We start from the raw sequence: 22,175 nt of genomic DNA, 5'->3' as shown, positions 1-22,175 counted from the left end.
TGTTTTAGCTTCGTAATGACAGCTTAATGGAAGCCTTAGAGCCGCCCTGGTAGCTCGCGATTGAATAAGGGATGAAGGCTGTGCTTGAGGATGTTCGCAAAGCGGTATTCAGCATAAACGGCACGGCCATCTTCATCGCGGTGATAGGGGTCCTATCCTCCATTGTGACAATTTTTGTCAATACGTCAGCAGACGTTTCCGTGAAATGGCTATTACTCAGCATCACGCTGGGCCTTTATGCCATGGTCATCCTCCTCAAGATCGCACATGACTCGATTGAGAGAGGTCGGCCATCGCCCCCGTTCGAAAATCCGATCCGGTTTGTTGTCGAGTCTGGCATCTTCGTGATAAGAAAAAATGAGCATTTCTTATCCAACATTCTGGTTGGATGCTATTCGCAACAGGATGGCCTGGAACGCCTTGCTTATATTGGCGTCGTTGATCATGTACAGCCGACGCTCATTCAAATCCGCATTCAGCTCGATCTACAGATACTAGCCACTGTGCCAGTCGGACCCGAGGAGCTGAAAATGCTGGAAATACGACCAGTAGTGCCTTTCACTGCTGTGCAGCAATTAATTCGCCAAGGAAACTAAAATGAATCCTCGCTACCTTGGAAAAGTGGTAAGCGTTGTCAATGACACAACAGTAGTTGTTAACATTGGAGCAGATCACAGCATCCGTACCGGTCAGACCTTTGTGGTGATCGGCCTGGGCGAAACAATTACCGACCCAGACACGGGTGAGGTTTTGGAGCAACTTGAACTTGTGCGCGGCAGGGTCGAAGCAACTCACGTTCAGCAAAAAATATCCACATTGACGTCCATCGATGTTCAACGGGATCCGGATATTAAGGAAATCAAGCGATCGGGCCACGCAGCACTGTACTCTTTTGGTCCAACCACTGAATCAGTAAGAATGGGCCTGGATCGGACGAAGCCGCTCATCAGCCCAAGAGTCGGCGACTACGTCATAGAAGACTGAACACTCCAGCGAAGCCATCAGCTCTCCGCAGATGGCTACAGCCCGCCATCAACTTTTCACATATCCAATCCACTGCCTGCTCAGCCAGCGGCGCCCTCCTTCAACGGACAGTAAACAATCCTGTTCGGTCGCGGTAGGAACGGCAGTTGCCTCCCGCCCGCCCGCACAGATCCGTACGTGCGTAACTACCGCATACGGCTCCTACCTTGGGGTTGAGTCGTGTGGGAAGTGGCAATGCCGAAGACCGGCAAATACTATCTAGCGTAAGCGATTTCATTGCCAAGCACGGTGATAGCCGATTCTCCAACGTGAACGACCAGACGCCCGACACCAAGGTACATAACCGGGCCGGGGTCTGGGAGTTATCTATGGGGAAGCGGCTGTACCTGTACAACAAACCGGCACTGATCGAGGCCGCACACGGGTACGGATTTAATGTAACCGTTCCATGAACTACACATTCGAAGCCACCAAGTGATCCCGGATGCTTGTGCTCCCGAATTCTTTCTGGAGCTCGTTCACCATGATGCGACCTGATGCCAAAGTCGAAAAAGTGTATCTCTACCCCAAGCCTGTCGACTTCCGAAAATCCATCGACGGCCTGGCTGCGCTAGTCGAACTGGACATCAAGGTCGCGGTTTTTGACCCCGTACTTTTCGTCTTCCTCAACAAGCCCCGCAACCGGGTGAAGATTTTGTATTGGGAGCGTAACGGCATCTGCTTATGGGCTCAAGCGGCTGGAGTCCGAGCGATTCAAAACCTCGCCCGATGTCACCGATGAGGCAATTCTCCTGACCGTTCAGGAGCTCAACTGGCTGCTCGACGGTTTCGACCTCTGGCGTAACCGCCCCCATCAAGTTTTGACGCCACGATTCGTGGCCTGATTCGGTATAATCCAGGGCATGATTTCGATGCCCAAAGACCTTCCTGACGACCCGCGCTGCTCAAGCAATTGCTAGAGCAGATGCTGCTTGAGCGCGAGTCCAACAAGGGCCGCATCGTTCATCTTGAAGAAGAAAACGCGCTGCTGCGCCAGCGCCTGTTCGGGCGTAAGTCCGAGCAGACAGCCGATCCGGCAACACCACAACTTGCCCTTTTCAACGAAGCGGAAAGCATCGCCGAACCTGTCGACGAAGACACGGAAGAAGAGGTTGTCGCTCCGGCCAAGCGTCGCGGCAAACGCAAGCCGCTGCCTGCCGACCTGCCACGTATCGAAGTCATCCACGAACTTCTCGAGCATGAACTGACGTGTGCCTGCGGCTGCCGCAAACACGCCATTGGCGAGGAAGTTAGCGAGCAGCTTGAAATCGTGCCGATGCAGATCCGTGTGATCAAACACGTTCGTAAAGTTTACGGTTGCCGCGACTGCGAGACAGCACCGGTCACTGCGGACAAGCCGGCTCAATTGATTGAAAAAAGCATGGCCAGCCCAAGTGTTCTGGCGATGCTGCTAACCACCAAGTACGTGGACGGTTTGCCGCTTCACCGCTTTGAAAAAGTACTAAGCCGCCATGGCATCGATATTCCACGTCAGACCCTGGCTCGCTGGGTTATCCAGTGCGGTGAGCACTTCCAGCCGCTGCTGAATTTAATGCGCGATAGCCTGTTGGCCAGCCGGGTCATCCACTGCGATGAAACACGCGTGCAGGTGTTGAAAGAGCCTGATCGAGAGCCGAGCAGTCAGTCCTGGATGTGGGTGCAAACCGGCGGCGGGCCAGACAAACCCGTGATCCTTTTCGATTACTCCACCAGCCGGGCGCAGGAGGTACCGACGCGCCTGCTCGATGGCTACTGCGGCTATCTCATGACCGATGATTACGCCGGTTACAACGCGCTCGGCGCACAGGCCGGAGTCGAGCGTTTAGGGTGCTGGGCTCATGCTCGGCGCAAGTTTGTTGAAGCACAAAAAGTGCAGCCCAAAGGCAAGACGGGGCGCGCCGATATCGCGCTGAAGCTGATCAGCAAGCTATACGGCATCGAGATCGCCTACAAAGAGAGTAGCGATGAGGGTCGGAAAAAAGGACGTCAGGATTTAAGTCTCAAGGTAATGAGTGAGCTGAAGGCCTGGATGGAAAAAACGCTCCCATACATGACCACGCAGAATGCACTTGGCAAGGCTGTTACCTCCCTGGCAAACAACTGGTGCAAACTGGAACGGTACGTCGAGCAAGGCTACCTGCCCATCGACAACAACACCGCCGAGCGTGCGATCCGGCCCTTCGTCATCGGAAGGAAGAACTGGTTGTTCAGCGATACGCCCAAAGGCGCGACGGCGAGTGCTCAACTCTACAGCCTGGTCGAGACCGCCAAAGCCAACGGCCAAGAGCCTTATGCGTGGCTGCGCCACGCACTGGAGCGCCTGCCACAGGCGCCCTCGGCCGAAGATTACGAAGCCCTGTTGCCATGGAACTGCAAGCCTCGACCCCACAGCTAAACGCGCCGCCCACTTTTGACTAGGTAAGGTTTGTGGAGCGCTTACGAAGGCCTCTCCGGTGGAGGGCTGTAATTAGACGCATCTTAATCTTGAGTAGGCCCGACCACTCATCTCAGCACCTAGTAGCACAAAGCTAGCATTTCGATATAAGATCAAATCTTTAAGCCATGGAATATAGGGGCTGGTAATGCAAAACATTTCCTCAATACCATTTTTCGCAAAATTCACAGATTTAATACCCATAAGAGAATATGACTTTGAACATGGGAACCCAGGCCTTCTAGGAGCGGAGGTAGAAGGAAAACAAGTAATAGTCAAATACTGGCTCAACCGCCATCACGATAAAACCGAAATACTAAAAGAAATATGGCTGTACGAAAAAAGGCAACTTCAAAGGCTCAAAGGTTGCCCAGGAGTGGGAGATTATATTTCTCCAATATATGAATCACACGCGGACGAACATGGATTTTATTTAGTTCTAGATAGTGGGTCACGACTACCCCTTTCGATGTACTACGGATCTACATCGAGGACTCTGTATTTACAGCGCCCTTGGATATTCAACCTGAGACCGATATCAAATCGATTGAAATTTTGGAGAAATATCAGTCGGATAATATCGGCAATTAATATCTTGCATTCTCAAGGCCTTCTACACAGGCATCTAAATATTGATTCGATACTTACCGACCCAACTAGTGATTTAGATTTTCAACTTACAGGCTTTGAGTGGTCAATCCGTGTTCAGCGGATGTCAGAATCGAATAAAACCAGAAATGCATCCACTGATGTTAATAGGAAGCACTTTTCATTCCTAACTGATTGGATGGACCTTGGTTTTTTGATCGCCAAAATACTGAAAATTGATCAGGAAGAAATATCAAGCACCTATTACCCAATTGACAAACTCATCGAAAAAACCGACCTAACAATAAATGAGTTAGTCCTCATACGGGGCCTAATCGGCTCTATCGATATTGATAAAAGCGCTTCAAGCAAGGTAATAAACTCTGACATAGCACTAAAGAAAATAAAGGATATAACTACAGAGCTGAACAGCCTCCTCGAAAAAAGCCCTGACCCACTGGCGCTAGCCTTTCTATTTAACACATCATCTACCAAAGGGCAGCATAGCTCTGGAAAAACGTCAGTATTTAATGCCGTACAGCATATATTTTTTGAAAATCACTCCATTTCTCTCTCAGAAGCAGACATATCCGAACTACTAGATTTTATTAATCAAGATCTCGCGACCTCGAGCATAACAAAGATATTTCAAAATAACGGTGAGTTTGAATATCTGCTTATCGGTTCTCAGCTTTCCTACATCATTGGAAAAAACAAAAGTAACCGGTTGGACCCAGAGGGAAGCTGGAATACAGCATTCTGCCATTCAGCATACTTAACTCCACCTATCAAGCTTGGGCAGCGAAATCAAAAGGTACAGATCAATAGGCACATTAAATGTGTTGTGCATACAAATAGAGTTGAGCTGGAACGACTTAATCCCTACCCATGGAGCGAGTATATTGATAATTTGGATCTTCCAGCTACTAAGGATGAGGTCGCAAAAGATCTAACAACAGGTTTTGCTGCGTATCACCTTACTGAAATAGCGTTTGCCAAAGCCGAAATTTATCCAATTGAGGTCATATCATACACGATAGATTCTGACGACCCCTCTCTGTACAACGTAAAGCTACGTACTAGAATTGATCCGGAAGCAGAAACCGTATCTCAAAGCTTATCAATAAAAAGCCCAGCTGTAAGGCTAAAACAAATTTTTACGAACAGTGGCGAGTATTCACGATGGTTTTTCCTAAGCAATTCTAATTTTAACGACGAAGATCACGAAATTGTACTCGACTATTTATCTAGCCAACAAAACAATGGTGAAATCATTTATGAGTTCACAACAAATACGTCAAATCCAGACCATAAAACTCCTTTCATAATCACAAGCTCCACTCAAGGAACCATTAGCCAACTCAGTAGACGGGCTGCAGCAATTGATGCCTTAAGCCAGCATGACGAATTGATAGAGTTACTAAAATCCCCCCACAGAAGGATTATGAGCTCTAACGAAAACGTTACTTTACATGATTCGTTCAATGAGTTAGACAGCTCAAAAAGAGACGTTTTTCAAAAAGTACTAAGTACTTTACCTCTATATCTAGTCCAAGGCCCACCCGGGGTGGGTAAAACTTACTTAGTCACCACGTTGGTGCAGCAAGTTTTTTCGAGCGAGGCTAACAGTCGGTTACTTCTTACGGCACAAAGCCACTCCACAGTTCATCACCTTTTTAATGAAGTTAATAAAGCGCTAGAAAGAGACAGTACCCAGAACCCTCTCTTGGTTATAAGCTGCGTTAAAAATGGTTCTCCGGAAGATGATGCAGATCCGAACCTTAAAGTAGATGAACTAGCGAAGGAACAAATCAACAATCTTCTCTCAAGCCCTCTTTTCAAGAGTTGCCCTTCAGAGAGCACAAAAAATGGAGTAATTGCACTCAGCACCCCAGGAAATCGATCAGGCCGTAGCACACTGGTCAATCAGCTTCTGAAATCAGCAAACTTGGTATTCGCCACTACCAACTCAAAACAAGTTGAAGACCTTATAAAATCCAACTCTCAATTCGATTGGTCGATCATGGAGGAAACTGGAAAAGTTACCGGACTAGAACTATTAAGCCCCATGTTGCTATCGCACAGGCGATTGATGATTGGCGATCACAAGCAACTCCCACCATATGCTTCAGAAGTTATGAGAAAGGCATTAGGAGATGTGAGCAGCCTTAAAAAGGCCCTGCAATTTTCGCAGGAAATCTACAACAACAATATAAAAGGTGAGTTTGTAAAAAATAAATTAAATCAAGAGTCTATTGATAACTTTTCCGAGCAAGATCTTGAAGATATTTGCAGGGAAGCTCTACGTCTCCACTTGCTATTCGAAAGCCTAATAAACGAAGAAGAAATCGCGCTAAAGAGATCGAAAGATCATTATGGTCATGAGGGTCGACATAAACCCATCGCGAGTATGTTAGAGATACAGCACAGGATGCATCCAATAATTGCGGAGGTTGTATCTGATGTATTCTACAAACGCAAATTGGACACCTCAGATGAGAAAAAAGAATTTTATACAGAGCATAACAAGCCATTCTACTTTGAAACGGCGGATTTTGAGGAGATAAACAGCGCCCCCATTATATGGATTGAAACTCCCGATGTACAGGCCAATCAGGGGGTAAAGTCGGGCGATAGAAAGCCACAATGGAACAATCCATTTGAAGTTGAAGCCGTAGTAAATTTACTGAAGCTCCTGCGTAGGAAACCGGGAATTCAAAAACTACCGAAGTTAGCCTTACTGTCTCCGTACAACAAGCAGATTGAACGAATATCAACAATGCTTGATAGAGAAAGCCAGACAATTTTAAATCTCCGCGATTTTTCAAAACCTGACGATTCGTCCTCATTCTGCAGTACAGTCGACGCCTTTCAGGGAGCGGAAGCAGACTTAACTATTATTTCATTGGTCCGAAATAATAGTGACTCTTATCCTCTAAGTGCCTTGGGAATTTTGCTAGACAGCAGACGCATGAATGTTTTACTCAGCCGTGCAAAGCATCAACTAGTTATAGTCGGGTCATATGAATTTTTAAAACATTGGGCAAAAAAGATTCAACGAGAAGAGGTGAGTAAAGGGAACACGAGAAACGAATTTCTTGTCTCACTGATTGCTAAGCTTGAAAGCCTCAAGTCATCCAAGCATGCCGTATTTATAAGTTCAGATAAATTTAAAGCTGACCCAGCCCCGCTTGAGCCTAAAAGAGCTAGGAAGAGATCATGACCAAAACTGAGAATCGTCAAAAAATATTTGTCAAAGTCCCTTTCGGTTTTGGAACTTTTCGATTAAAAATTTCGCGCTCTCAGAAATGGGGCGCCATAGACCTAATGATACTAATATCATTAATTGAAAGTCCAAAAACCTCTCAAACACTGTCCAGTGAGTCATGCTTACCAAGGCAGCTTATAGTTGAGATTTTAATTCCGCTGATGAAAGCAGGGTGGATAGAGATAATAAACTCTGATAGTGAATTTTTATTCGCACTTACAGAGCGTGGAATGGCCGTCTCGGGAAATGAAGAGCTCCCTTCAAATCAGGTACCTATGAGTGTGGTTAGGAGCTTTTTAATTGACCCATTAACCGGAGACTGCTATAGATTTGAAAAGAAAAAAAGAAAACAAAACTATCTGATATACAAAGCTGGCAAGGCGACCAGCTTGGCCAAGCAGTATGGAAGTCACTGCGTGGAGTTGAAAGTAAAGTATCCTAAGTTTTCGCCAAAGCTCACTGAAATACTTAACTGCCTGCCTAATGAGAATGAGGAGATAGTTGGAATTGAAGATGAATATATTAAAGAAAACTTTAGCGACTCCCTCAGATACATGCTCGCATGCGTAGATAACGAAGATCAGGTATCAGGTATCCCTGACATCTCGATGGAGTTAAAAGGGGCTATTATTGATGCAGCTAAAAATCAAAGAAAAGTACTAGCTGAAAGTGCTAGCACCACAATTCCCCTGCGTCACAAGGGAAAGGTTTTCGAAGTAGACTCTCTGGAACGTCACTTTAAAGCACGCGAGGTAGAAGTAGGAAGAGTAAACATTATATCAGGCGGCGAACAACATCGGCAGCACCTATTTGACAGCATTAAAAACGCACATACTCGACTAATCATACATACAACATTTATAAACCCATCTACTGCTGAAGAAATCTTTGTCGAGCTTCTTGAGTCGGGTAAAAAACGAGTAAAAGTAGACATTTTATGGGGACAGACAGAACCAGGCGAAGCAAACAAAGTTCAGCAATACAATGAGTTAGTACATGCAATTGAAAAATTTCAGCAGCGGATAAACTCAGAAGGACTTTCAACACAGATCAATTTTCACACGACTCCAACTGGCTCGCACTCAAAATTCATCGTAACCGATAGCGCAGATGGTTCGTGGAGCTTAACAGTGGGATCATGTAACTGGCTATCGAGTGGATTTAATAGGTTTGAAGCTTCCGTACAAATTAGAGATTCCATTTTAGTTTCGGATTGCCTAAATATTGCATCGGACTTAGCGACTGGGCGATATGGGGTTGCTAACATGTTAAGTCGAGATCTTGCCATGGAGGCATCGCGTATTTACAAAACCGCTGAGAGCATCCCGCCTTCCGGAGGGAATACCGTTGAGGCTCAAATCCTGACCTCTGCAGAACATCACGCAGCAATAAAGCAAGCAAGCGAATCAGTTGTTGATAGTTTTTTCATATGCAGCCACAGATTTAGCTTCGCTGCGGAACGCCCTATTTTGACCCCGCTAATTGCGGCAAGAAAAGCAAATCCTGACTTATCTATTAGGGTTGCTTACGGACGCTCTAGTGGTGCAATGAAAAACAAGGACGCTAAGTCTGTAAATGATGAATTGCAAAGTTTAGGATTTAAGATAACAAAGGCGGACGATCCACAAATACATGCGAAATTCGTAATTTGGGATGATACTAACCTAATAGTAAGCAGCCTGAATTGGTTGTCTGCATCTTCAAAAGGGCATGATTTTAGTGAGCTTGGCGTATACTTAAGTGGCGCGAATTTTGGAGATAAACTTATGAATTCATTTAACCAACTTTACGAAAACTCATGACTTCCAAATCATTTGCTGATCGTAATTAGCTCTTGAACACTTGAAGCGCTATAACTTCTAATGCAATAACTTCTGTACTAGGCAGACCTTTGGGTCTGCCGATTTTTTTATTGCTTTTACCTCTGCTTAAATTGATTCGCTTCTTTCATTTCAACACTATGAATATGAATTTAAACCCATAAAAAAAGAGATGATGCTTTTTCCATTTAAACACACGAACCAGTCTCGAACGATAACCCCCCTATAGTCAAAATCGAAAACTCAATGACTCGCACTTTTAATCATCAAAGAAAAGCATTTACAAGTTAACAACTAATTGTTGCATGTTGTCCCGACAGCGGGAGGAAGTTCACCACACATCATAGATACGAGGTGCGTCAGAGCGGATGTGCACGGTTGTCAGGTCGAATACAAGTAGGCGGTCAAGCGAAATGTAATTGCGCACGGTATTCCAGTTGGTATTCCAGTTAAAAACAAAATCAGATATTAGTTATAAAAATCAAGGAGATAGAACACAGGTTCAGATTACCCCGGCCCACCAATCGAAGCCAACGAAGCCCGCCACATGCGGGCTTCGTTGCATCTGGAGTTCAGTACTCCAACGGCTAACACGCCCCCCGTAGGAGCTGGCTTGCCAGCGAAGTCGCTAGCCCGGTGACGTTGGTAGAACTGCGTCAACGTTTGAGTGGGATGCTGCCATGACAAGCAAAATCTGCCCGCTTTTCGTTGCCCCTAAATCAATCGCCCGAGCTAAAAGCGTTTTGTACGCCTACCCGGCAGGCTGACCAGAATGCTCACCCAGAGAATCTTCGCCAGGGTGACCGACCAGCTGAAGGCTAGTTTCAACACGTGCTTCAAAGCGCCTGGAGGTATCAGCTTGGTTATCGTTGATGTCGGCGCCTCGTTCAACTTGTCGATCCATGCATTGAACTCCTGTTGCCACTGCACGGAGCTAGCAATCAGCTCCTGGTTAGACGTTTGGATAATCCGCTGAACATTGACGAAATCCCCGGTGTAGCGGTGCATCGTGCAGTAATAGTTCGAGCAGCCTTGCTGGCGGCTGGATTTCTCCAACCGCACGTTGAGAACGGCATTTCCGCCGCGTTCTTGACAAATTCTTTCCAGACCGGCCCTTGCTACGTGTGGGTTGTTTGATTCGGACCACCCGGTTCCCAGGGTAAAGATGACCTGAAATCCACGAGGCTCGGCATCCTGGGTCCATATGAAACGCTTTGGCGATTCGTAGGCCTGTCCAGGCTCGAGCGGCAGATCACCGGGAATCACCCTCACCGCTTTATAGCCTTTCGGACCGGGCATTCCTTCGAACTCTACCTGCTGGCCATCGACAAGCTCACCTCCGACAACACTTTTTCTGTGCACAAAGTAGTCGCGACCATCGTTTCCGCGGATAAAACCAAATCCCTTTTCAGGCATGAAGCTGCGAACGAAACCAGTAATGCGAGGGGAGTCGTCTCTAGCTCGATCAGTCATGTACAAGATCCCTTTGTCGTTAGTGGCATTATGATACCGTGGTCCGGGCATTTGGCAGCAGTGCTTGAGCGCTGCTAGCTGATGCAAAAAACGTTTGACGCAGGTCGACTTGCCGGTTGCACATGCTGCATCGCTACCGCGCAAAACCGCCTGAGCAGCGTTAACCGCATCGTCGCTGCGCTGCGCGGTGATCAGGACGTGAGAATCGCCAGCCCGAGTCAGGCGTTGGGACAGAACTGCTCGAGCGTATGCACCCGCGCGCCAGATGACCAAGACCGCCAATAGGTGCAGCGAGTATTTGAGCCGCTTGGCGAACAGCAACACGAGCGGCTGGCCGGGATTGTCTGGTTAGCGCGAGTAACCGAAATACGCCTGCGCGAGGCGATCCTGGCTGATCTGCCGTTATTGAGGGTTTTTGAGGTGACGAAATACTGAGAAGTTTTTTGGGAGGATGAAAGTTGCTCTGTGCAAAGGACGCGCTGCCCCCAGAAGGTCCCCCTCAAAATCGTAGTGCCACTCGCTCCCCATCCTAGGAAATTTCCTGCAAGACGCGTCGCCTTCCATGAACTAGCGAACTCTGCTCTTCATAGATAGCCTTCCGGTGTCGCTGCAAATCAGCGATCGGCTTTGACAGGCTGAAAAGTGTAACCTTCCACTCTCCTGATCGGGCGGCATGCTTTAGCGCATATCGCTTCGTTTATGGCAGCTGTGCGCGGGGCATCTTCGGGTGCACCGGGTTCTCACACTTCCGGTCTGTCAACCCGCGTACAGCTGCCACCCAATCCTGTTTGACAGCAGGGGCCTGGCAGTTTTTCTAAACAGTGTGAGGAACTTCATCGTGAAAAAAATAACCCCCAATCCACCGGACGCCTCGCCAGATTTGGCACCTGATACCCCCGAGTTATCCAGGCTCTCCGACGTCACCGAACCCCTCGTGAGCGCCCGACTGCGCAACCCACGTCTCCCCGACCCCGTCAGCCACGTCTTCACCATCCTCCCCGACATCGACACCCCCTCCCTGCTCGCCCACGCCTGCGAAACCCTGGCCTCGCTCAACGTCATGAGCACGGACCTTGCCTGCGAACTGGAAAGCTCTCGCCGCAACGTAGCGCTGGCGATCCAGCAACTGGCGGTGGTGGCCGAACTGTTGGTAAACCGAGCGCTGGACAACCTGGACCCACCCGATGGATTGCCAGAGATCCCGTCCACCAGCCAACCCTGAGTGGCGACGTACCTTTGTTACCGACTGGAGGTTTTTGTCATGGATCGATACATGCCGGTTACCGGCATCGATTGCAGCAGTGCGTCACTGTTGATCGACACCAAAGCGCCGATGGACGTTTTGCACGAAACTGCGGCCTGCCGCATCCGTACGGCAACCCCAATTGCTGGAGAGCTGTTGCCGTATACGTAAAATGTTCACAGTGAACTGGCGCGGGTGTTGGTCACTTCACTGCGCGACGACTGCGATTTGTTGAATGGCAATTGCAAACGCAGATTTAGACGTAGAAAAGACAATGGGCGACCTCACTGAGGTCGTCCATTTTTTTTGCAGAAGTAAATCTGTTTTTCCTCCAGGGAAAATCATTAAAGAGAATTCGCATGCTGCCGATGAAATTTCGATAACAATTTTTATGGAGCTGCATGTGTCTCTCTCTTCTGGCATATCAGGTTTCAAGGTAGTCATCAGCACCCCTGCAGCAACGTCTATTGAAACGCTCAGCAAGACGTCTGCAGAAACGGCAGCGAAACGGGTGGGTCTGGAACCAGAGGCAGATGTTGAAGTTAAGCTTTCCACTGATGCGAATCAGGAATCAACGGGAGCCAAGGGGAAGGGCGTCGATATCGCTGTGCAGGAATTGCTTAAGCGAATGAAGGAACTGCAGCAACTGCTGAGGCAACAACAGCAGCAGTTGGCGGCGGTTCAAGCAGCTAATTATCCGAGTGCTGAAGCTAAAACGGCATCCGTAATGGGGGTTCAAGGGCAAATCGCAGGCACTGTTGGTGCGCTCCAACAAGTTGCGTCAGCTTTAGCGGAAGCATTAAGCAAGGACTCGATCACTAGTTCAATGATCGATACTACGGCCTGAATATAAAACCCTCTGCACTCTACGCTCAGTGAGTACCTGAACGAGCCCATGAAAGACAGGACACCGTTTCCCCCAGAAAACGATGGAAGCAGAAATCCTCAATGAGCCTGTGGAGATCGCCCGGTCGCGAAAATGGATTGCGCACTCACCCTTGTTGCCATGCGCCGACCGGTTTCATGCTGGCCGGCCGCAATGACGACGATCAGATCTTGTTGCGCCAGGCCCGTCGAGTGGAGCGCCTGCTCAACCAGGATGATCCCGGCTCACTGCCGGATCGACACCAAGAGGTGCCGGGCCTGTTCGCCCAACAGCGCGATCAGGCTGTCGAGGATATGAGGATGCGGTTCATTGGCCCGGGTCATGGCGAAAAGCGTCACTGGCCATGAAGGCGTGAGGGTGCGTATCGCCGTTCGCTCGGGCGGCGCGCTGAGGGCGGTGAACGGGTCTACGACCGCGAGCCCCGTGCCGGATGCCACCAGGGCGCTCGCTAACGAGTAGGTCTGGACGCGAATGGCCGTCCGAGGTGGCGGGTCGATGGTGCTCAGGTACAGCCCCAACTGAGCGAACAGGGGATCGGCATGAGACAACCCGATCAGCGGCGCATCACTGAGTTCCTCGACCGGCAACGGCAACGCTCGCTGCTCCGGCGTCCAGTAATTCCGTGGCGCCAACGCCACGAGATAGCTCTCGGCCAGGGGCTGCACATTCAGGCCTGGGTGATCGAGGCAGTGCAGGGTCAAACCGATATCGATTTCGCGCATGAACAGGTTCTGTACCAGCTCCTGACTGTGCAGGCTGGCCAGCTCGCACGAAGTGCCGGGGTAGCGCCGAGTCCATTCGCCGATCAAGGTCGGCAGCAACGAAAACGCAAGCGCCGGAGTGGCGCCGATGCGCAAGGTCTGCCCGGGTTGGTGGCGCAGGTTTTGGGCCAGCCGCCGCACACCGTCGACACTGGCCGTCACCTTGTTCACTTCACGCTCCAGTTCCAGCGCTTCGGGCGTCACCAGAAGCTTGCCCTTGACCCGCAAAAACAGGGCAAAACCCAGTTGCGATTCGGCGTGCTGCAGGGTTTTGGTCACCGCTGGCTGGCTGATATGCAGGAGTTGTGCTGCCCCACTGACGGACCCCGCCTGGCGAATCGCCTGGAACACCTCAATATGTCTGAGCCGCATGGTCTAACCCATAACCTTTATCTATACCCGGCTTATCTTTATTCATTATCGGCCCGCTGTCATGCCTATTACTGTGAAGCCTGCTTGCAGAACGGGAACGGAATCATGACTCAGCGTGTGTGCATCATCGGTGGTGGCGTAATTGGCCTGACGACGGCTTATGCCCTGGTGCGTCAAGGACTGCAGGTCGACCTGATCGATGCGCAACCGGACCTCGCCCGCCAGGCCAGCTTTGCCAACGGCGGGCAGTTGTCCTATCGCTACGTGGCGCCGCTGGCCGATGCCGGTGTGCCGCTGCAGGCCCTGGGCTGGATGTTGCAAGGTGACTCACCGCTCAGGCTGCGCCCGCGCCTGGATGTGCGCCAGTGGCGCTGGATGATGGCTTTCCTCGGCGCCTGCCGAGGTTCGGTCAACCGTCGTAATGCGGAACAGCTTTACCGTCTGGCACTGCAAAGCCAGCAGGTGCTGAATACCTGGCGCGAAGAAGACGCGCTGGGAGAGTTCGCCTGGCGACGCAACGGCAAGCTGGTGACGTTCCGCTCCCGGACCAGTTTTTCCCATGCCCGCACGCGGCTTTGCGAACCTCAGACCCAGCAGGTGCTAGGCCCGGACGAACTGTTCGCCCTCGAGCCGACGCTAGCAAACTCGCCGTTTGTGGGCGGCATTTTTACGCCGGATGAAGAAGTCGGCGATTGTCATCAGTTCTGCCTGTTGCTGGCACAGCGGTTGCGAGCTTCGGGGCTCTGCCACTTTATCCTCGGCCAAGCGGTAACGCGCATCCGCGAAGTCGGGGGCACGGTGCAGGCGGTGGAGCTAGGCGATCAGGTGCTGCCGGTGCAACAACTGGTGTTGAGCGCGGGTTATCGCAGCGCGGCACTGGCGCTGCCAGGCATGCGGATTCCGGTTTATCCGCTGAAGGGATACAGCCTGAGTGTACCCATTCTGACTCAGCATCAAGCGCCTGAGGTGAGCGTCACCGACTATGACCGCAAAGTCGTTTATGCGCGGCTCGGCCAACAGCTGCGCGTCGCCGCCATGGTCGACATCGTTGGTTTCGATCCCTCCATCGACCGCAGACGAATCGACAGCATTCGCCAGGCCGCTTTAGCACTCTTTCCCCTCGGCGGCGATTACCCGCAGGCACTGGAATGGGCCGGTATGCGCCCGGCAACACCCAGCGGCGTGCCCATGGTCGGCGCCACGCCGTACCGCAATCTATGGCTGAACCTGGGCCACGGGGCATTGGGCTTCACCCTTGCCTGTGCCTGCGCCCTGCGGTTGAGCGAGATGATCGCTGGCCGCGAAGACACCCCGGTGTAATGCTGCACCTTGCTCCCATAAAAAACAGCTGTAGCGCAAGCCGCGCTGGGTGGTGGGTGACGGTGGTGGCTTGTATTGATCAAACGATTCGCCGGCCCACTAGTCCCGCACGAATCGCTGCGCCATAACCCGCAACAAACGATCATCCTCTCCCGCGGCGCCAATCACCTGTAGCCCCACCGGCAGTCCCCTCACCTGCCCCACCGGCAGGCTGATCGCAGGCAGCCCGGTGAGATTCCAGGCACTGGTGTAGCTGAGCACCGCGGCGCGTACATCGATGTCCTGCTCACCGACCCGGACCTCGCGCGCATCAACCGCTGTCGCAGTAATCGGCACGCTGGGCGAGACAAGGAAGTCATAGCGCTCGAACAAACGCGCCATCGCCGCCTTGAGCCGTGCCTGGCTGGCTTTTGCGCGGATGTATTGCCAGCCCCTGACTTCACGCGACAGTTCGAGGCGTTCGCGTACCTCCTGCTCGAACTTGTGCGGCGCATCCTGCATGCGCTCGGCATGCACATCGAAAGCCTCGGCGCGTTGCACTACCAGCAAGGTGTCTTTCATTGCGGCCGCGAGCGGCTCCAGTTCGGCAGTATCCTGCAGCGCCTCGCCAAACAGCTGCTGCGCCGCCTGGTATACCTGCCGATCCAGCTCGGCGTCGACCGGGCCGAAGCTGCCGCTGGTGATCCAGCCAACCCGCAACGGCCGAAGGTTGGCCACCGGCGCACAAACCCGTCCAGCCACCACTTCGAACAGCAGTCGCGCATCCTCGATGTGGTTGGCGATCGGGCCCACGTGGTCGAGGCTCGACGACAGCGGGAACACCCCGTCCAGCGGCACACAGGCAAACGATGGCTTGAAGCCGACAGTTCCGCACAACGCCGCCGGAATCCGGATCGACCCGCCGGTGTCGGTGCCCAGCGCCAGCGGCACCATGCCGCTGGCCACCGCAGCGGTACTGCCGGCGCTGGAACCGCCAGTGATGCGGCTGGCATCCCACGGGTTGCGTGCCGCGCCGTGCAGCGAACGGTCACCGGTCGGGCCGTAGGCGAATTCGTGGGTCAAGGTCTTGCCGACAATGACCGCAGCCACCTCGCGCAGGCGCTGCACGCACAGCGCATCGCGGTTCGGCTTGAAGCCTGCGAAATGCGCCGAACCGTAGGTGGTGACGTGGTCGAACGTGTCGATATTGTCTTTGACCGCCACCGGTATGCCGTGCAGCGGGCCCAGGTCCAGGCCCTGGGCAAACAGCTCGTCGGCCTTGCGCGCCTGGGCCAGCGCCACGGGTGCATCGACATGAACGAAGGCGTTCAAAATCGGATTCAGCCGTTCGATGCTATCCAGGGCTGCTTGAGTCAGCTCGACGCTCGTCAGGCTACCCGCGCGCAGACGCTCGGCCAGCGCGATGACCGATTGACCAAAAAAATATCCAACGTGAGGAGGCTTCACCAAGCTCATACAAACAACTCCATCAAACTGCTGCGGGTAAAGGGGAAGGGCTGGGCTGCCGACTGCCGGGACGCACCATCAGCATCGCGCTCATGCCCAGTGCAGTAGCCACCGCCGCTGCCACGAACATCGACGAGTAGCCATAGCGCACGGTCAGGTAGCCGGTCAGCATTGGCGCGATGAACGAAGCGGTGTTGGCGATGAAATGGGTCATGCCGCTGTAGGCACCGACCCGGTTGGACGGTGCGGTGTCGATCACCACGGCCCAGTAAACCGAGTTCGGCAGCGCGTTGAGGGCGTTGGCCAGGGTCATCAGGGCAATCACACCCCACACGGTCTGGGCCTGCGATACCAATATGAAGCAGAGCGTGGTCAACAACAGGCAGGTCGCGGCCAGCCAGCTGCGTGCCACCTTCAGGTTGCCGGTGCGGCGCAACAGCAGGTCGGAGATCTTGCCGCCCAGTAGCACGGTGAAGCAGGCGCCGGTCCACGGAATCATGCCCATGTACCACAGCGACGACAGGTTGTAGTGGAACTCGTCCTGCAGGTATTTGGGGGTCCAGGTCAGCAGCAGGAACGTCACGTACACGAACGAGAAGTAACCGACCGCATTGAGTATCAGGTCCTTGTTCTTGAAGAAATGCCATACCGGCGCAACGCTGGTGGTCGGGGTCGAGGCATTGGCTGCCGCGGCGCGTTCCCGACGAAGGAAGTCGCGTTCGGCCTTGGACACCCGCGGGTTCTCGTCGGGGGTGTTGGTGAAGCGCGTCATGAAGAAGATCAGCAGCGCCAGGCTGACCACGCCAAGCACCACGAACATGCTGCGCCAGCCGCCAGTCAGAGTTTGCAGGCCCACCGCCACCGGGGCGGTCAGCAGCGCGCCCAGTGGTGTGCTGAGCAGTCCAACCGAGACCACGAAACCGCGTTCCTTGGGCGTGGCCCAGTTGGCCACGCTCTTGTTGATCACTGAGTAGGCCGGGCCTTCGGCAAAGCCGAACAGCACACGGATCGTGGCGAAACCGGCCATGGCCGAGCCGCCCATGAATGCCAGCCCGAGATCACCGGCAAATGCGGTAGCGATCTCGAAAATCGACCAGGTGGCACCCGCAATCAGCCAGATGCGCTTGGCGCCAAAGTGATCGGCCAGGATGCCGCCGATCAACGCCCCGAGGATATAGCCGTAACCGAAGTAACCCAGGACTTTGCCCCAGTCGGCCTTGTCGAAGCCGTACTCCGGAAGAATGCTCGCCGAGGCATAGGCAATCGCGCCGCGGTCAATGTAGTTGAGCAGTGCCATCAGCATGATCAGGAAGAAAATCTGGTAACGGAAAGACGGAATAGCTGCGCTCTTCATAGGGATCTGACTCTTCAAAATGATGGCAGAAGTCAAAAAGTCGGCCGCGTCCGGCGTATTTTTATTTTTGACCCAAACGTTTGGGTAAACGAAATGTAGATACAGAAAAAACTTTAGTCAATCGTTTGGGTAAAGGTTTTCTTCCCGGAAAGAGGTCCCGGTTGAGGTAGAATCGCGCGCTGAATAATGTACGGTTGGAAGACTCTCAAACATGCCGGATCAATCTCGCCCCGCCACCCTGAAGTCCATGGCGACTGCACTCGGGTTGCACGTCTCCACGGTGTCGCGGGTGCTCAATGGCGACCCGAACGGGGTCGAGCGAGCGGCGTCGGCTGAGGTAGTGGCGCGTATCCGCAGGCTGGCCAAGGAGCTGGATTATCGACCGAACACGCAGGCATCCAACCTGAAATTGCGCAAAAGTCAGGAGATCTGCGTACTCATGCCGCGCCTCACCGACCTGGTGATGGCGACCATTTATGACAGCATCGACAGCGCCGCCGAGGAGGCCGGCTACCTCACTTTCGTCTCCAATACCGACGACCTGCAGCCGCGCCAACTGGCACGTGCCGAGCACGCCTTGCGCCGCTCGGTGGCCGGGCTGATCGTGGGTGACTCGCACGTGGGTGAAAGCCAGCCCTTACTCGATCTGCTCGCACGCAAGCACATTCCCTACGTGCTGGTCAGCCGGCAGATTGCAGGACACCTCACGGCGGCCAGCGACGACGAATTGGGCGGCTGGTTGGCGGCCGAACATTTGTATCGGCTGGGCTGTCGCGATGTCGCGATCCTGGCGGGTGAACGGCATGCGTCCACCGGGGCTGATCGTACCCGCGGGTTCATCCGCTATTACCGTGAGCAAGGCGTCGCCCTGCGCCCGGAGTGGATCCTCAATGGTCCTTTCGACAGCCACACCGGACACCAGCAAGGCGAGTATCTGTTGGGGCTCAACCCACGCCCACAGACATTTTTCGCGGTCAACGACTTCCTTGCCATTGGCCTGATGGGCGCTGCCCGCGACAAAGGGTTGCAGCCGGGCAGGGACATTGCCGTCGTCGGCTTCAACGACATCCCGCTGGCCAACGAACTGATCGTGCCGCTGACCAGTGTACGCCTGCCGCTGGCGCAGATGGGCCGGCATGCGGTGGAGCTATTGCTCAAGCGCATCAAAGGCGAGGCCGCCGAGTCGATCATCCTTGCCCCGCAGTTGCAGGTGCGGGCGAGTTCATCGCTATTGCGCCGCGCTGACTGAGGGCGGCTGGACGGCCGTTCGCCGGCAAGGCCGGCTCCTATGGATTGTGAGGGCGACAGGGTGGCCAACAGTGCGGCAATGATCGATGCCCAGGGATTGCGCGCGGTTTACCGGAAGGCTCATCTCTGGGGCGCGGAAAACGCGATTTTCAGCGCCGGAAGCGCGCAGCCGCCAGTGGTGGACACTGCTTTTGGGCGAATCGGGTGCCGCCATATCTTCGAAGCCAACCGGGTTGAGTTGAGTATTTCTTGGCCAGGCGATTACGTAATTGTTCCGGTACGTACCCTTCCGGCAGATTCATCTGAAAGATTGGGTGCAGGTCTCGTCGACGGAACTCATCAGGTCGTACGGGCATCGACAAGCTGATTGCCATGTCCGGCAACGCATCTTCGTCGTAGCGGAAAATGAAATCCGCCGCGCTGGTGAAGATCCGGCCGCTGCGCCCTTCAGGAGTGCTGACGAAAAGTGAGGTCATTTTCATTCAGAACAGCTCATCAAGTTCTTCAAGGGTCGGCATGGCCGCTGGAACAACGGTGATCTCACAATCCAAAGCGCCTAATACACGCGCATAGGCCACCATGCTCACAGATAGAGCCCCCTTTTCCACAGCAATGACTTTCTGCCGCGTCAGCCCGGCCAGGTCGGCTAGCTGTGCTTGCGTGTGGCCACGATTCATACGCTTTACACGTATTTGTTTGCCAAGCCGCGAGGCTAACAGAGTGTAGTCCATGTTCAGTTACCGTGACATTTACGACCAAGTGTGGCGCATACGTAACATTGAAGCGATCACCAAATCACTCTCCTATTGCAGCAGATGCGCCATGCAAATGAATTTTTCTTCACCCCACCGCCCCTCCCCAACCGGTACATTGCACTCGCTCTTCAAGAAACTACGGTTTGCCCGCCCTCCCGCGGGCTTTTTTTTGCCTGTTGAATGGTTCGCTTCATTCGGTCATCCAATAACCGCCCTCCTCTGACGCATTTCACTCCCTATAGCCCTAGAGGGTGTACCATCAAAGACTGTCCATCAGATATCAGTTAGCCATGTCCACGCAAAGCGAAGAGAGCCGTCAGATCGTAGCTTCTCTGACGCACCGCGTTGGCCCCAACGCTGACATTGCAACCATCGCACAAGCGATCGCTTCAATTTTGCAGGGTATGGACGCGGCCCTCACGCCTATCCTTGGCCAGCAAGGGGTAGCCGCGCTTTATCGCCGCAGCCTGCACCTGTGCGCCGCCAACCATCCGCGCCTGGCCGGCACCTACGACAGTGGGCAGGCCTCCCTGGACCTGACTGCCCTCACGTCCGTACTCGTTGAGCAAAGCGCAGCCGATGCCCTGTTTTTCGGTGAAGTGTTGCTAAGCACTTTCTACCAGCTGCTGACCACGCTGATCGGGCCCTCGCTCACCGCACGTTTGCTTCGTGGCGTGTGGGAACCTTCTTTGAGCGACACCCTTTCGCAGGAAACTTCGCCATGAGCACCAAAGTGACTATCAACCGTCTGGCCACCGGCGTGCCAGGACTGGACGAGGTGCTGGGCGGAGGTTTGCCGGAGTTTTCGTTCAACCTGATCGCCGGCCCTCCTGGCTGTGGCAAAACCACCCTGGCGCATCAAATGATGTTCGCCCTGGCGACGCCTGAACGCCCGGCGTTGTTCTTTACCGTACTCGGCGAGCCGCCGCTGAAGATGCTGCGTTATCAGCAGCAATTCGACTTTTTCGACAGCGAAGCGATCAACCGGTCGATCCGCTACGTCAACCTGGCCGACGACACCCTGGCCGGGGATCTGGACGAAGTGTTGCGGCGCATTGTCAGCGAGGTGGAGGCGCATTCACCGGCACTGGTGTTTGTCGACTCGTTCCGTTCGGTGGTGCTGGCCAGCCAGACTCAGGACAATCCGAACAACAACCTGCCGCAGTTCGTTCAGCAATTGGGCATGTTGATGACCACCTGGCAGGCGACGACCTTCCTGATTGGCGAATACTTCACCGAAACCGACACCAACCCGATTTTCACCGTCGCCGACGGGCTGATCTGGTTGCGCCAGAGCGTTCAGCGCAATTCCATGGTGCGCAAGATGGAAATCATGAAGATGCGCGGCCAGCCGACACTCCCGGGGCTGCATACCTTTCGCATCGCCACGTCGGGTATCAAAGTCTTTGCGCCTGCGTCACTCAACCCGGATGAAGCGCCGCAACAGTTCCCGATCAAGCGGTTGAAAATGGGCGTGCCGCAGCTCGACGAGATGCTCGGCGGCGGCCTTCCTCGCGGTTACTCCTTACTGGTGGCCGGGCCGTCGGGCTCGGGCAAAAGCATTCTGGCCTCGACATTCCTCGCTGAAGGCGCGCGCAATGGCGAAACCGGCGTGATTGCAGTGTTCGAGCAACGACCTAATCACTCCCAGAACGCCACCCTCGCCAGCCTGATCCAGAGTGGTCAAGTCGGTCTGGTGGACAGCCGTGCCCCGGACCTGTCCATCGACGAAATCGTGCAGTTGTTGTTGAGCGAGATCACACGGCTGAAAGCCACCCGCGTCGTGATCGATTCGCTGTCGGGTTTCGAACTGGCGCTGGCGCCGACCTTCCGCGAAGACTTCCGCGAGTCGCTGTCGCGCATGGTCACCGCGCTGACCAGGGTCGGCGTCAGCGTGTTGATGACCTCCGAGCTGGAGGACCGCTACACCGATCTGCGTTTCAGTCCTTACGGCACAGCATTTCTCACCGACGCCATCATCGTTCAGCGCTACATTGAAGTGCAGAGCCGTTTGCTGCGCATCATGGCCGTGGTCAAGGTCCGGGCCAGCGCCCACTCCGATGAGTTGCGCCTGTATCGCATCGACGACAACGGGTTACAGATCGGCGAGATGTTGCCCGACCAGGAAGGTTTGCTTGGGGGTAGGCCAACCCGGCAGCGTTCTGACAAAGACCACGGATGAGC

The 22,175-nt window shown here is 53.5% G+C and carries 18 protein-coding genes and 5 pseudogenes; 17 read left to right on the top strand and 6 right to left on the bottom strand.

Annotation, left to right across the window (positions count from 1 at the left end):
* Positions 1-71 precede the first annotated feature (71 nt).
* From J2W17_RS22225 to J2W17_RS22195, 8 genes and pseudogenes are all read left to right on the top strand, one after another.
* Positions 72-596, top strand: coding sequence for a hypothetical protein (locus J2W17_RS22225; protein ID WP_307339445.1), 525 nt, complete (start codon positions 72-74; stop codon positions 594-596).
* 1 nt (position 597) lies between these two features.
* Complete coding sequence (locus tag J2W17_RS22220; RefSeq protein WP_307339441.1) at positions 598-984, top strand: hypothetical protein; 387 nt, start codon at positions 598-600, stop codon at positions 982-984.
* Positions 985-1,196: 212 nt separating this feature from the next.
* Positions 1,197-1,421: pseudogene (locus tag J2W17_RS22215) on the top strand (DUF927 domain-containing protein); the annotation flags it as partial.
* An 86-nt stretch (positions 1,422-1,507) separates the two neighbouring features.
* Positions 1,508-1,765 carry an IS66 family insertion sequence element accessory protein TnpB gene (tnpB, locus tag J2W17_RS22210; RefSeq protein WP_307339438.1) on the top strand — a complete coding sequence of 86 codons (258 nt, stop codon included), beginning with the start codon at positions 1,508-1,510 and terminating at the stop codon, positions 1,763-1,765.
* The gene (tnpB, locus tag J2W17_RS31160; RefSeq protein ID WP_373460018.1) at positions 1,683-1,868 is read left to right on the top strand and encodes an IS66 family insertion sequence element accessory protein TnpB; all 186 of its coding nucleotides are present in this window, start codon (positions 1,683-1,685) and stop codon (positions 1,866-1,868) included. The genes tnpB (J2W17_RS22210) and tnpB (J2W17_RS31160) overlap by 83 nt, the downstream gene beginning before the upstream one ends.
* An 18-nt stretch (positions 1,869-1,886) precedes the next feature.
* Positions 1,887-3,418: pseudogene (tnpC, locus tag J2W17_RS22205) on the top strand (IS66 family transposase).
* Positions 3,419-3,605: 187 nt separating this feature from the next.
* Positions 3,606-7,268, top strand: coding sequence for an AAA domain-containing protein (locus J2W17_RS22200; RefSeq protein ID WP_307339435.1), 3,663 nt, complete (start codon positions 3,606-3,608; stop codon positions 7,266-7,268).
* A complete protein-coding gene (locus J2W17_RS22195; protein WP_307339432.1) occupies positions 7,265-9,115 on the top strand; it encodes a phospholipase D-like domain-containing protein in 1,851 nt (616 codons plus the stop codon). Before J2W17_RS22200 ends, J2W17_RS22195 begins: the two co-directional genes overlap by 4 nt.
* A 750-nt stretch (positions 9,116-9,865) precedes the next feature.
* On the opposite strand, the gene J2W17_RS22190 is transcribed toward J2W17_RS22195, so the two are convergent.
* Entirely contained in the window at positions 9,866-10,606 is a 741-nt protein-coding gene (locus J2W17_RS22190; protein ID WP_307339429.1) for a cold shock domain-containing protein, read from the bottom strand.
* A gap of 126 nt (positions 10,607-10,732) precedes the next feature.
* Here J2W17_RS22190 and J2W17_RS22185 point away from each other — a divergent pair.
* The 4 genes and pseudogenes from J2W17_RS22185 to J2W17_RS22170 form a co-directional block, all read left to right on the top strand.
* A pseudogene (locus J2W17_RS22185) lies at positions 10,733-11,014 on the top strand (integrase domain-containing protein); the annotation flags it as partial.
* A 430-nt stretch (positions 11,015-11,444) separates the two neighbouring features.
* Positions 11,445-11,828 (top strand): DUF6124 family protein, encoded by a 384-nt coding sequence (locus tag J2W17_RS22180; RefSeq protein ID WP_307339426.1) that lies wholly within the window; start codon positions 11,445-11,447, stop codon positions 11,826-11,828.
* A 39-nt stretch (positions 11,829-11,867) separates the two neighbouring features.
* On the top strand, positions 11,868-12,020 hold the full coding sequence (locus J2W17_RS31155; RefSeq protein WP_373460016.1) for a hypothetical protein: 153 nt from the start codon (positions 11,868-11,870) through the stop codon (positions 12,018-12,020).
* Between the two features lie 64 nt (positions 12,021-12,084).
* Positions 12,085-12,696 (top strand): hypothetical protein, encoded by a 612-nt coding sequence (locus J2W17_RS22170; protein WP_307339424.1) that lies wholly within the window; start codon positions 12,085-12,087, stop codon positions 12,694-12,696.
* A gap of 263 nt (positions 12,697-12,959) precedes the next feature.
* Here the strand turns inward: J2W17_RS22170 and J2W17_RS22165 are convergent, their stop codons facing one another.
* On the bottom strand, positions 12,960-13,868 hold the full coding sequence (locus tag J2W17_RS22165) for a LysR family transcriptional regulator (protein ID WP_307339421.1): 909 nt from the start codon (positions 13,866-13,868) through the stop codon (positions 12,960-12,962).
* 105 nt (positions 13,869-13,973) lie between these two features.
* Here J2W17_RS22165 and J2W17_RS22160 point away from each other — a divergent pair, with 105 nt between their 5' ends.
* Positions 13,974-15,188 carry a D-amino acid dehydrogenase gene (locus tag J2W17_RS22160; RefSeq protein ID WP_307339417.1) on the top strand — a complete coding sequence of 405 codons (1,215 nt, stop codon included), beginning with the start codon at positions 13,974-13,976 and terminating at the stop codon, positions 15,186-15,188.
* 99 nt (positions 15,189-15,287) lie between these two features.
* Here the strand turns inward: J2W17_RS22160 and J2W17_RS22155 are convergent, their stop codons facing one another.
* Both J2W17_RS22155 and J2W17_RS22150 read right to left on the bottom strand, forming a co-directional pair.
* Positions 15,288-16,643 carry an amidase gene (locus J2W17_RS22155; RefSeq protein WP_307339414.1) on the bottom strand — a complete coding sequence of 452 codons (1,356 nt, stop codon included), beginning with the start codon at positions 16,641-16,643 and terminating at the stop codon, positions 15,288-15,290.
* A gap of 13 nt (positions 16,644-16,656) precedes the next feature.
* The gene (locus J2W17_RS22150) at positions 16,657-17,988 is read right to left on the bottom strand and encodes an MFS transporter (protein WP_307339411.1); all 1,332 of its coding nucleotides are present in this window, start codon (positions 17,986-17,988) and stop codon (positions 16,657-16,659) included.
* A 211-nt stretch (positions 17,989-18,199) separates the two neighbouring features.
* Between J2W17_RS22150 and J2W17_RS22145 the strand changes: the two genes are divergently transcribed.
* Both J2W17_RS22145 and J2W17_RS22140 read left to right on the top strand, forming a co-directional pair.
* Positions 18,200-19,237 (top strand): LacI family DNA-binding transcriptional regulator, encoded by a 1,038-nt coding sequence (locus J2W17_RS22145; protein ID WP_307339408.1) that lies wholly within the window; start codon positions 18,200-18,202, stop codon positions 19,235-19,237.
* Between the two features lie 51 nt (positions 19,238-19,288).
* Positions 19,289-19,441: pseudogene (locus tag J2W17_RS22140) on the top strand (carbon-nitrogen hydrolase); the annotation flags it as partial.
* On the opposite strand, the pseudogene J2W17_RS22135 reads toward J2W17_RS22140, so the two are convergent.
* Positions 19,440-19,718, bottom strand: a pseudogene (locus J2W17_RS22135) (HipA N-terminal domain-containing protein); the annotation flags it as partial. The pseudogenes J2W17_RS22140 and J2W17_RS22135 overlap by 2 nt on opposite strands.
* Positions 19,719-19,967, bottom strand: a complete 249-nt coding sequence (locus J2W17_RS22130; protein WP_307339403.1) for a helix-turn-helix transcriptional regulator — start codon at positions 19,965-19,967, stop codon at positions 19,719-19,721.
* 314 nt (positions 19,968-20,281) lie between these two features.
* On the opposite strand from J2W17_RS22130, the gene J2W17_RS22125 reads away from it, so the two are divergent.
* Positions 20,282-20,716, top strand: a complete 435-nt coding sequence (locus tag J2W17_RS22125) for a hypothetical protein (protein ID WP_307339400.1) — start codon at positions 20,282-20,284, stop codon at positions 20,714-20,716.
* Positions 20,713-22,173 carry an ATPase domain-containing protein gene (locus J2W17_RS22120; protein WP_307339397.1) on the top strand — a complete coding sequence of 487 codons (1,461 nt, stop codon included), beginning with the start codon at positions 20,713-20,715 and terminating at the stop codon, positions 22,171-22,173. The genes J2W17_RS22125 and J2W17_RS22120 overlap by 4 nt, the downstream gene beginning before the upstream one ends.
* Positions 22,174-22,175: the final 2 nt, after the last annotated feature.

The organism is Pseudomonas lini (assembly GCF_030812475.1).
Classification (GTDB): Bacteria; Pseudomonadota; Gammaproteobacteria; order Pseudomonadales; family Pseudomonadaceae; genus Aquipseudomonas; species Aquipseudomonas lini_A.
Note: the sequence above shows the minus strand (reverse complement) of the source record. Positions and strands in the feature narration are given on the sequence as shown.

Coding starts and splice junctions, on each gene's coding strand:
- J2W17_RS22225 (WP_307339445.1), top strand. CDS start 72: ATGAAGGCTGTGCTTGAGGATGTTCGCAAAGCGGTATTCAGCATAAAC.
- J2W17_RS22220 (WP_307339441.1), top strand. CDS start 598: ATGAATCCTCGCTACCTTGGAAAAGTGGTAAGCGTTGTCAATGACACA.
- tnpB (WP_307339438.1), top strand. CDS start 1,508: ATGATGCGACCTGATGCCAAAGTCGAAAAAGTGTATCTCTACCCCAAG.
- J2W17_RS22200 (WP_307339435.1), top strand. CDS start 3,606: ATGCAAAACATTTCCTCAATACCATTTTTCGCAAAATTCACAGATTTA.
- J2W17_RS22195 (WP_307339432.1), top strand. CDS start 7,265: ATGACCAAAACTGAGAATCGTCAAAAAATATTTGTCAAAGTCCCTTTC.
- J2W17_RS22190 (WP_307339429.1), bottom strand. CDS start 10,606: ATGACTGATCGAGCTAGAGACGACTCCCCTCGCATTACTGGTTTCGTT.
- J2W17_RS31155 (WP_373460016.1), top strand. CDS start 11,868: ATGGATCGATACATGCCGGTTACCGGCATCGATTGCAGCAGTGCGTCA.
- J2W17_RS22170 (WP_307339424.1), top strand. CDS start 12,085: ATGGCAATTGCAAACGCAGATTTAGACGTAGAAAAGACAATGGGCGAC.
- J2W17_RS22165 (WP_307339421.1), bottom strand. CDS start 13,868: ATGCGGCTCAGACATATTGAGGTGTTCCAGGCGATTCGCCAGGCGGGG.
- J2W17_RS22160 (WP_307339417.1), top strand. CDS start 13,974: ATGACTCAGCGTGTGTGCATCATCGGTGGTGGCGTAATTGGCCTGACG.
- J2W17_RS22155 (WP_307339414.1), bottom strand. CDS start 16,643: ATGAGCTTGGTGAAGCCTCCTCACGTTGGATATTTTTTTGGTCAATCG.
- J2W17_RS22150 (WP_307339411.1), bottom strand. CDS start 17,988: ATGAAGAGCGCAGCTATTCCGTCTTTCCGTTACCAGATTTTCTTCCTG.
- J2W17_RS22145 (WP_307339408.1), top strand. CDS start 18,200: ATGCCGGATCAATCTCGCCCCGCCACCCTGAAGTCCATGGCGACTGCA.
- J2W17_RS22130 (WP_307339403.1), bottom strand. CDS start 19,967: ATGGACTACACTCTGTTAGCCTCGCGGCTTGGCAAACAAATACGTGTA.
- J2W17_RS22125 (WP_307339400.1), top strand. CDS start 20,282: ATGTCCACGCAAAGCGAAGAGAGCCGTCAGATCGTAGCTTCTCTGACG.
- J2W17_RS22120 (WP_307339397.1), top strand. CDS start 20,713: ATGAGCACCAAAGTGACTATCAACCGTCTGGCCACCGGCGTGCCAGGA.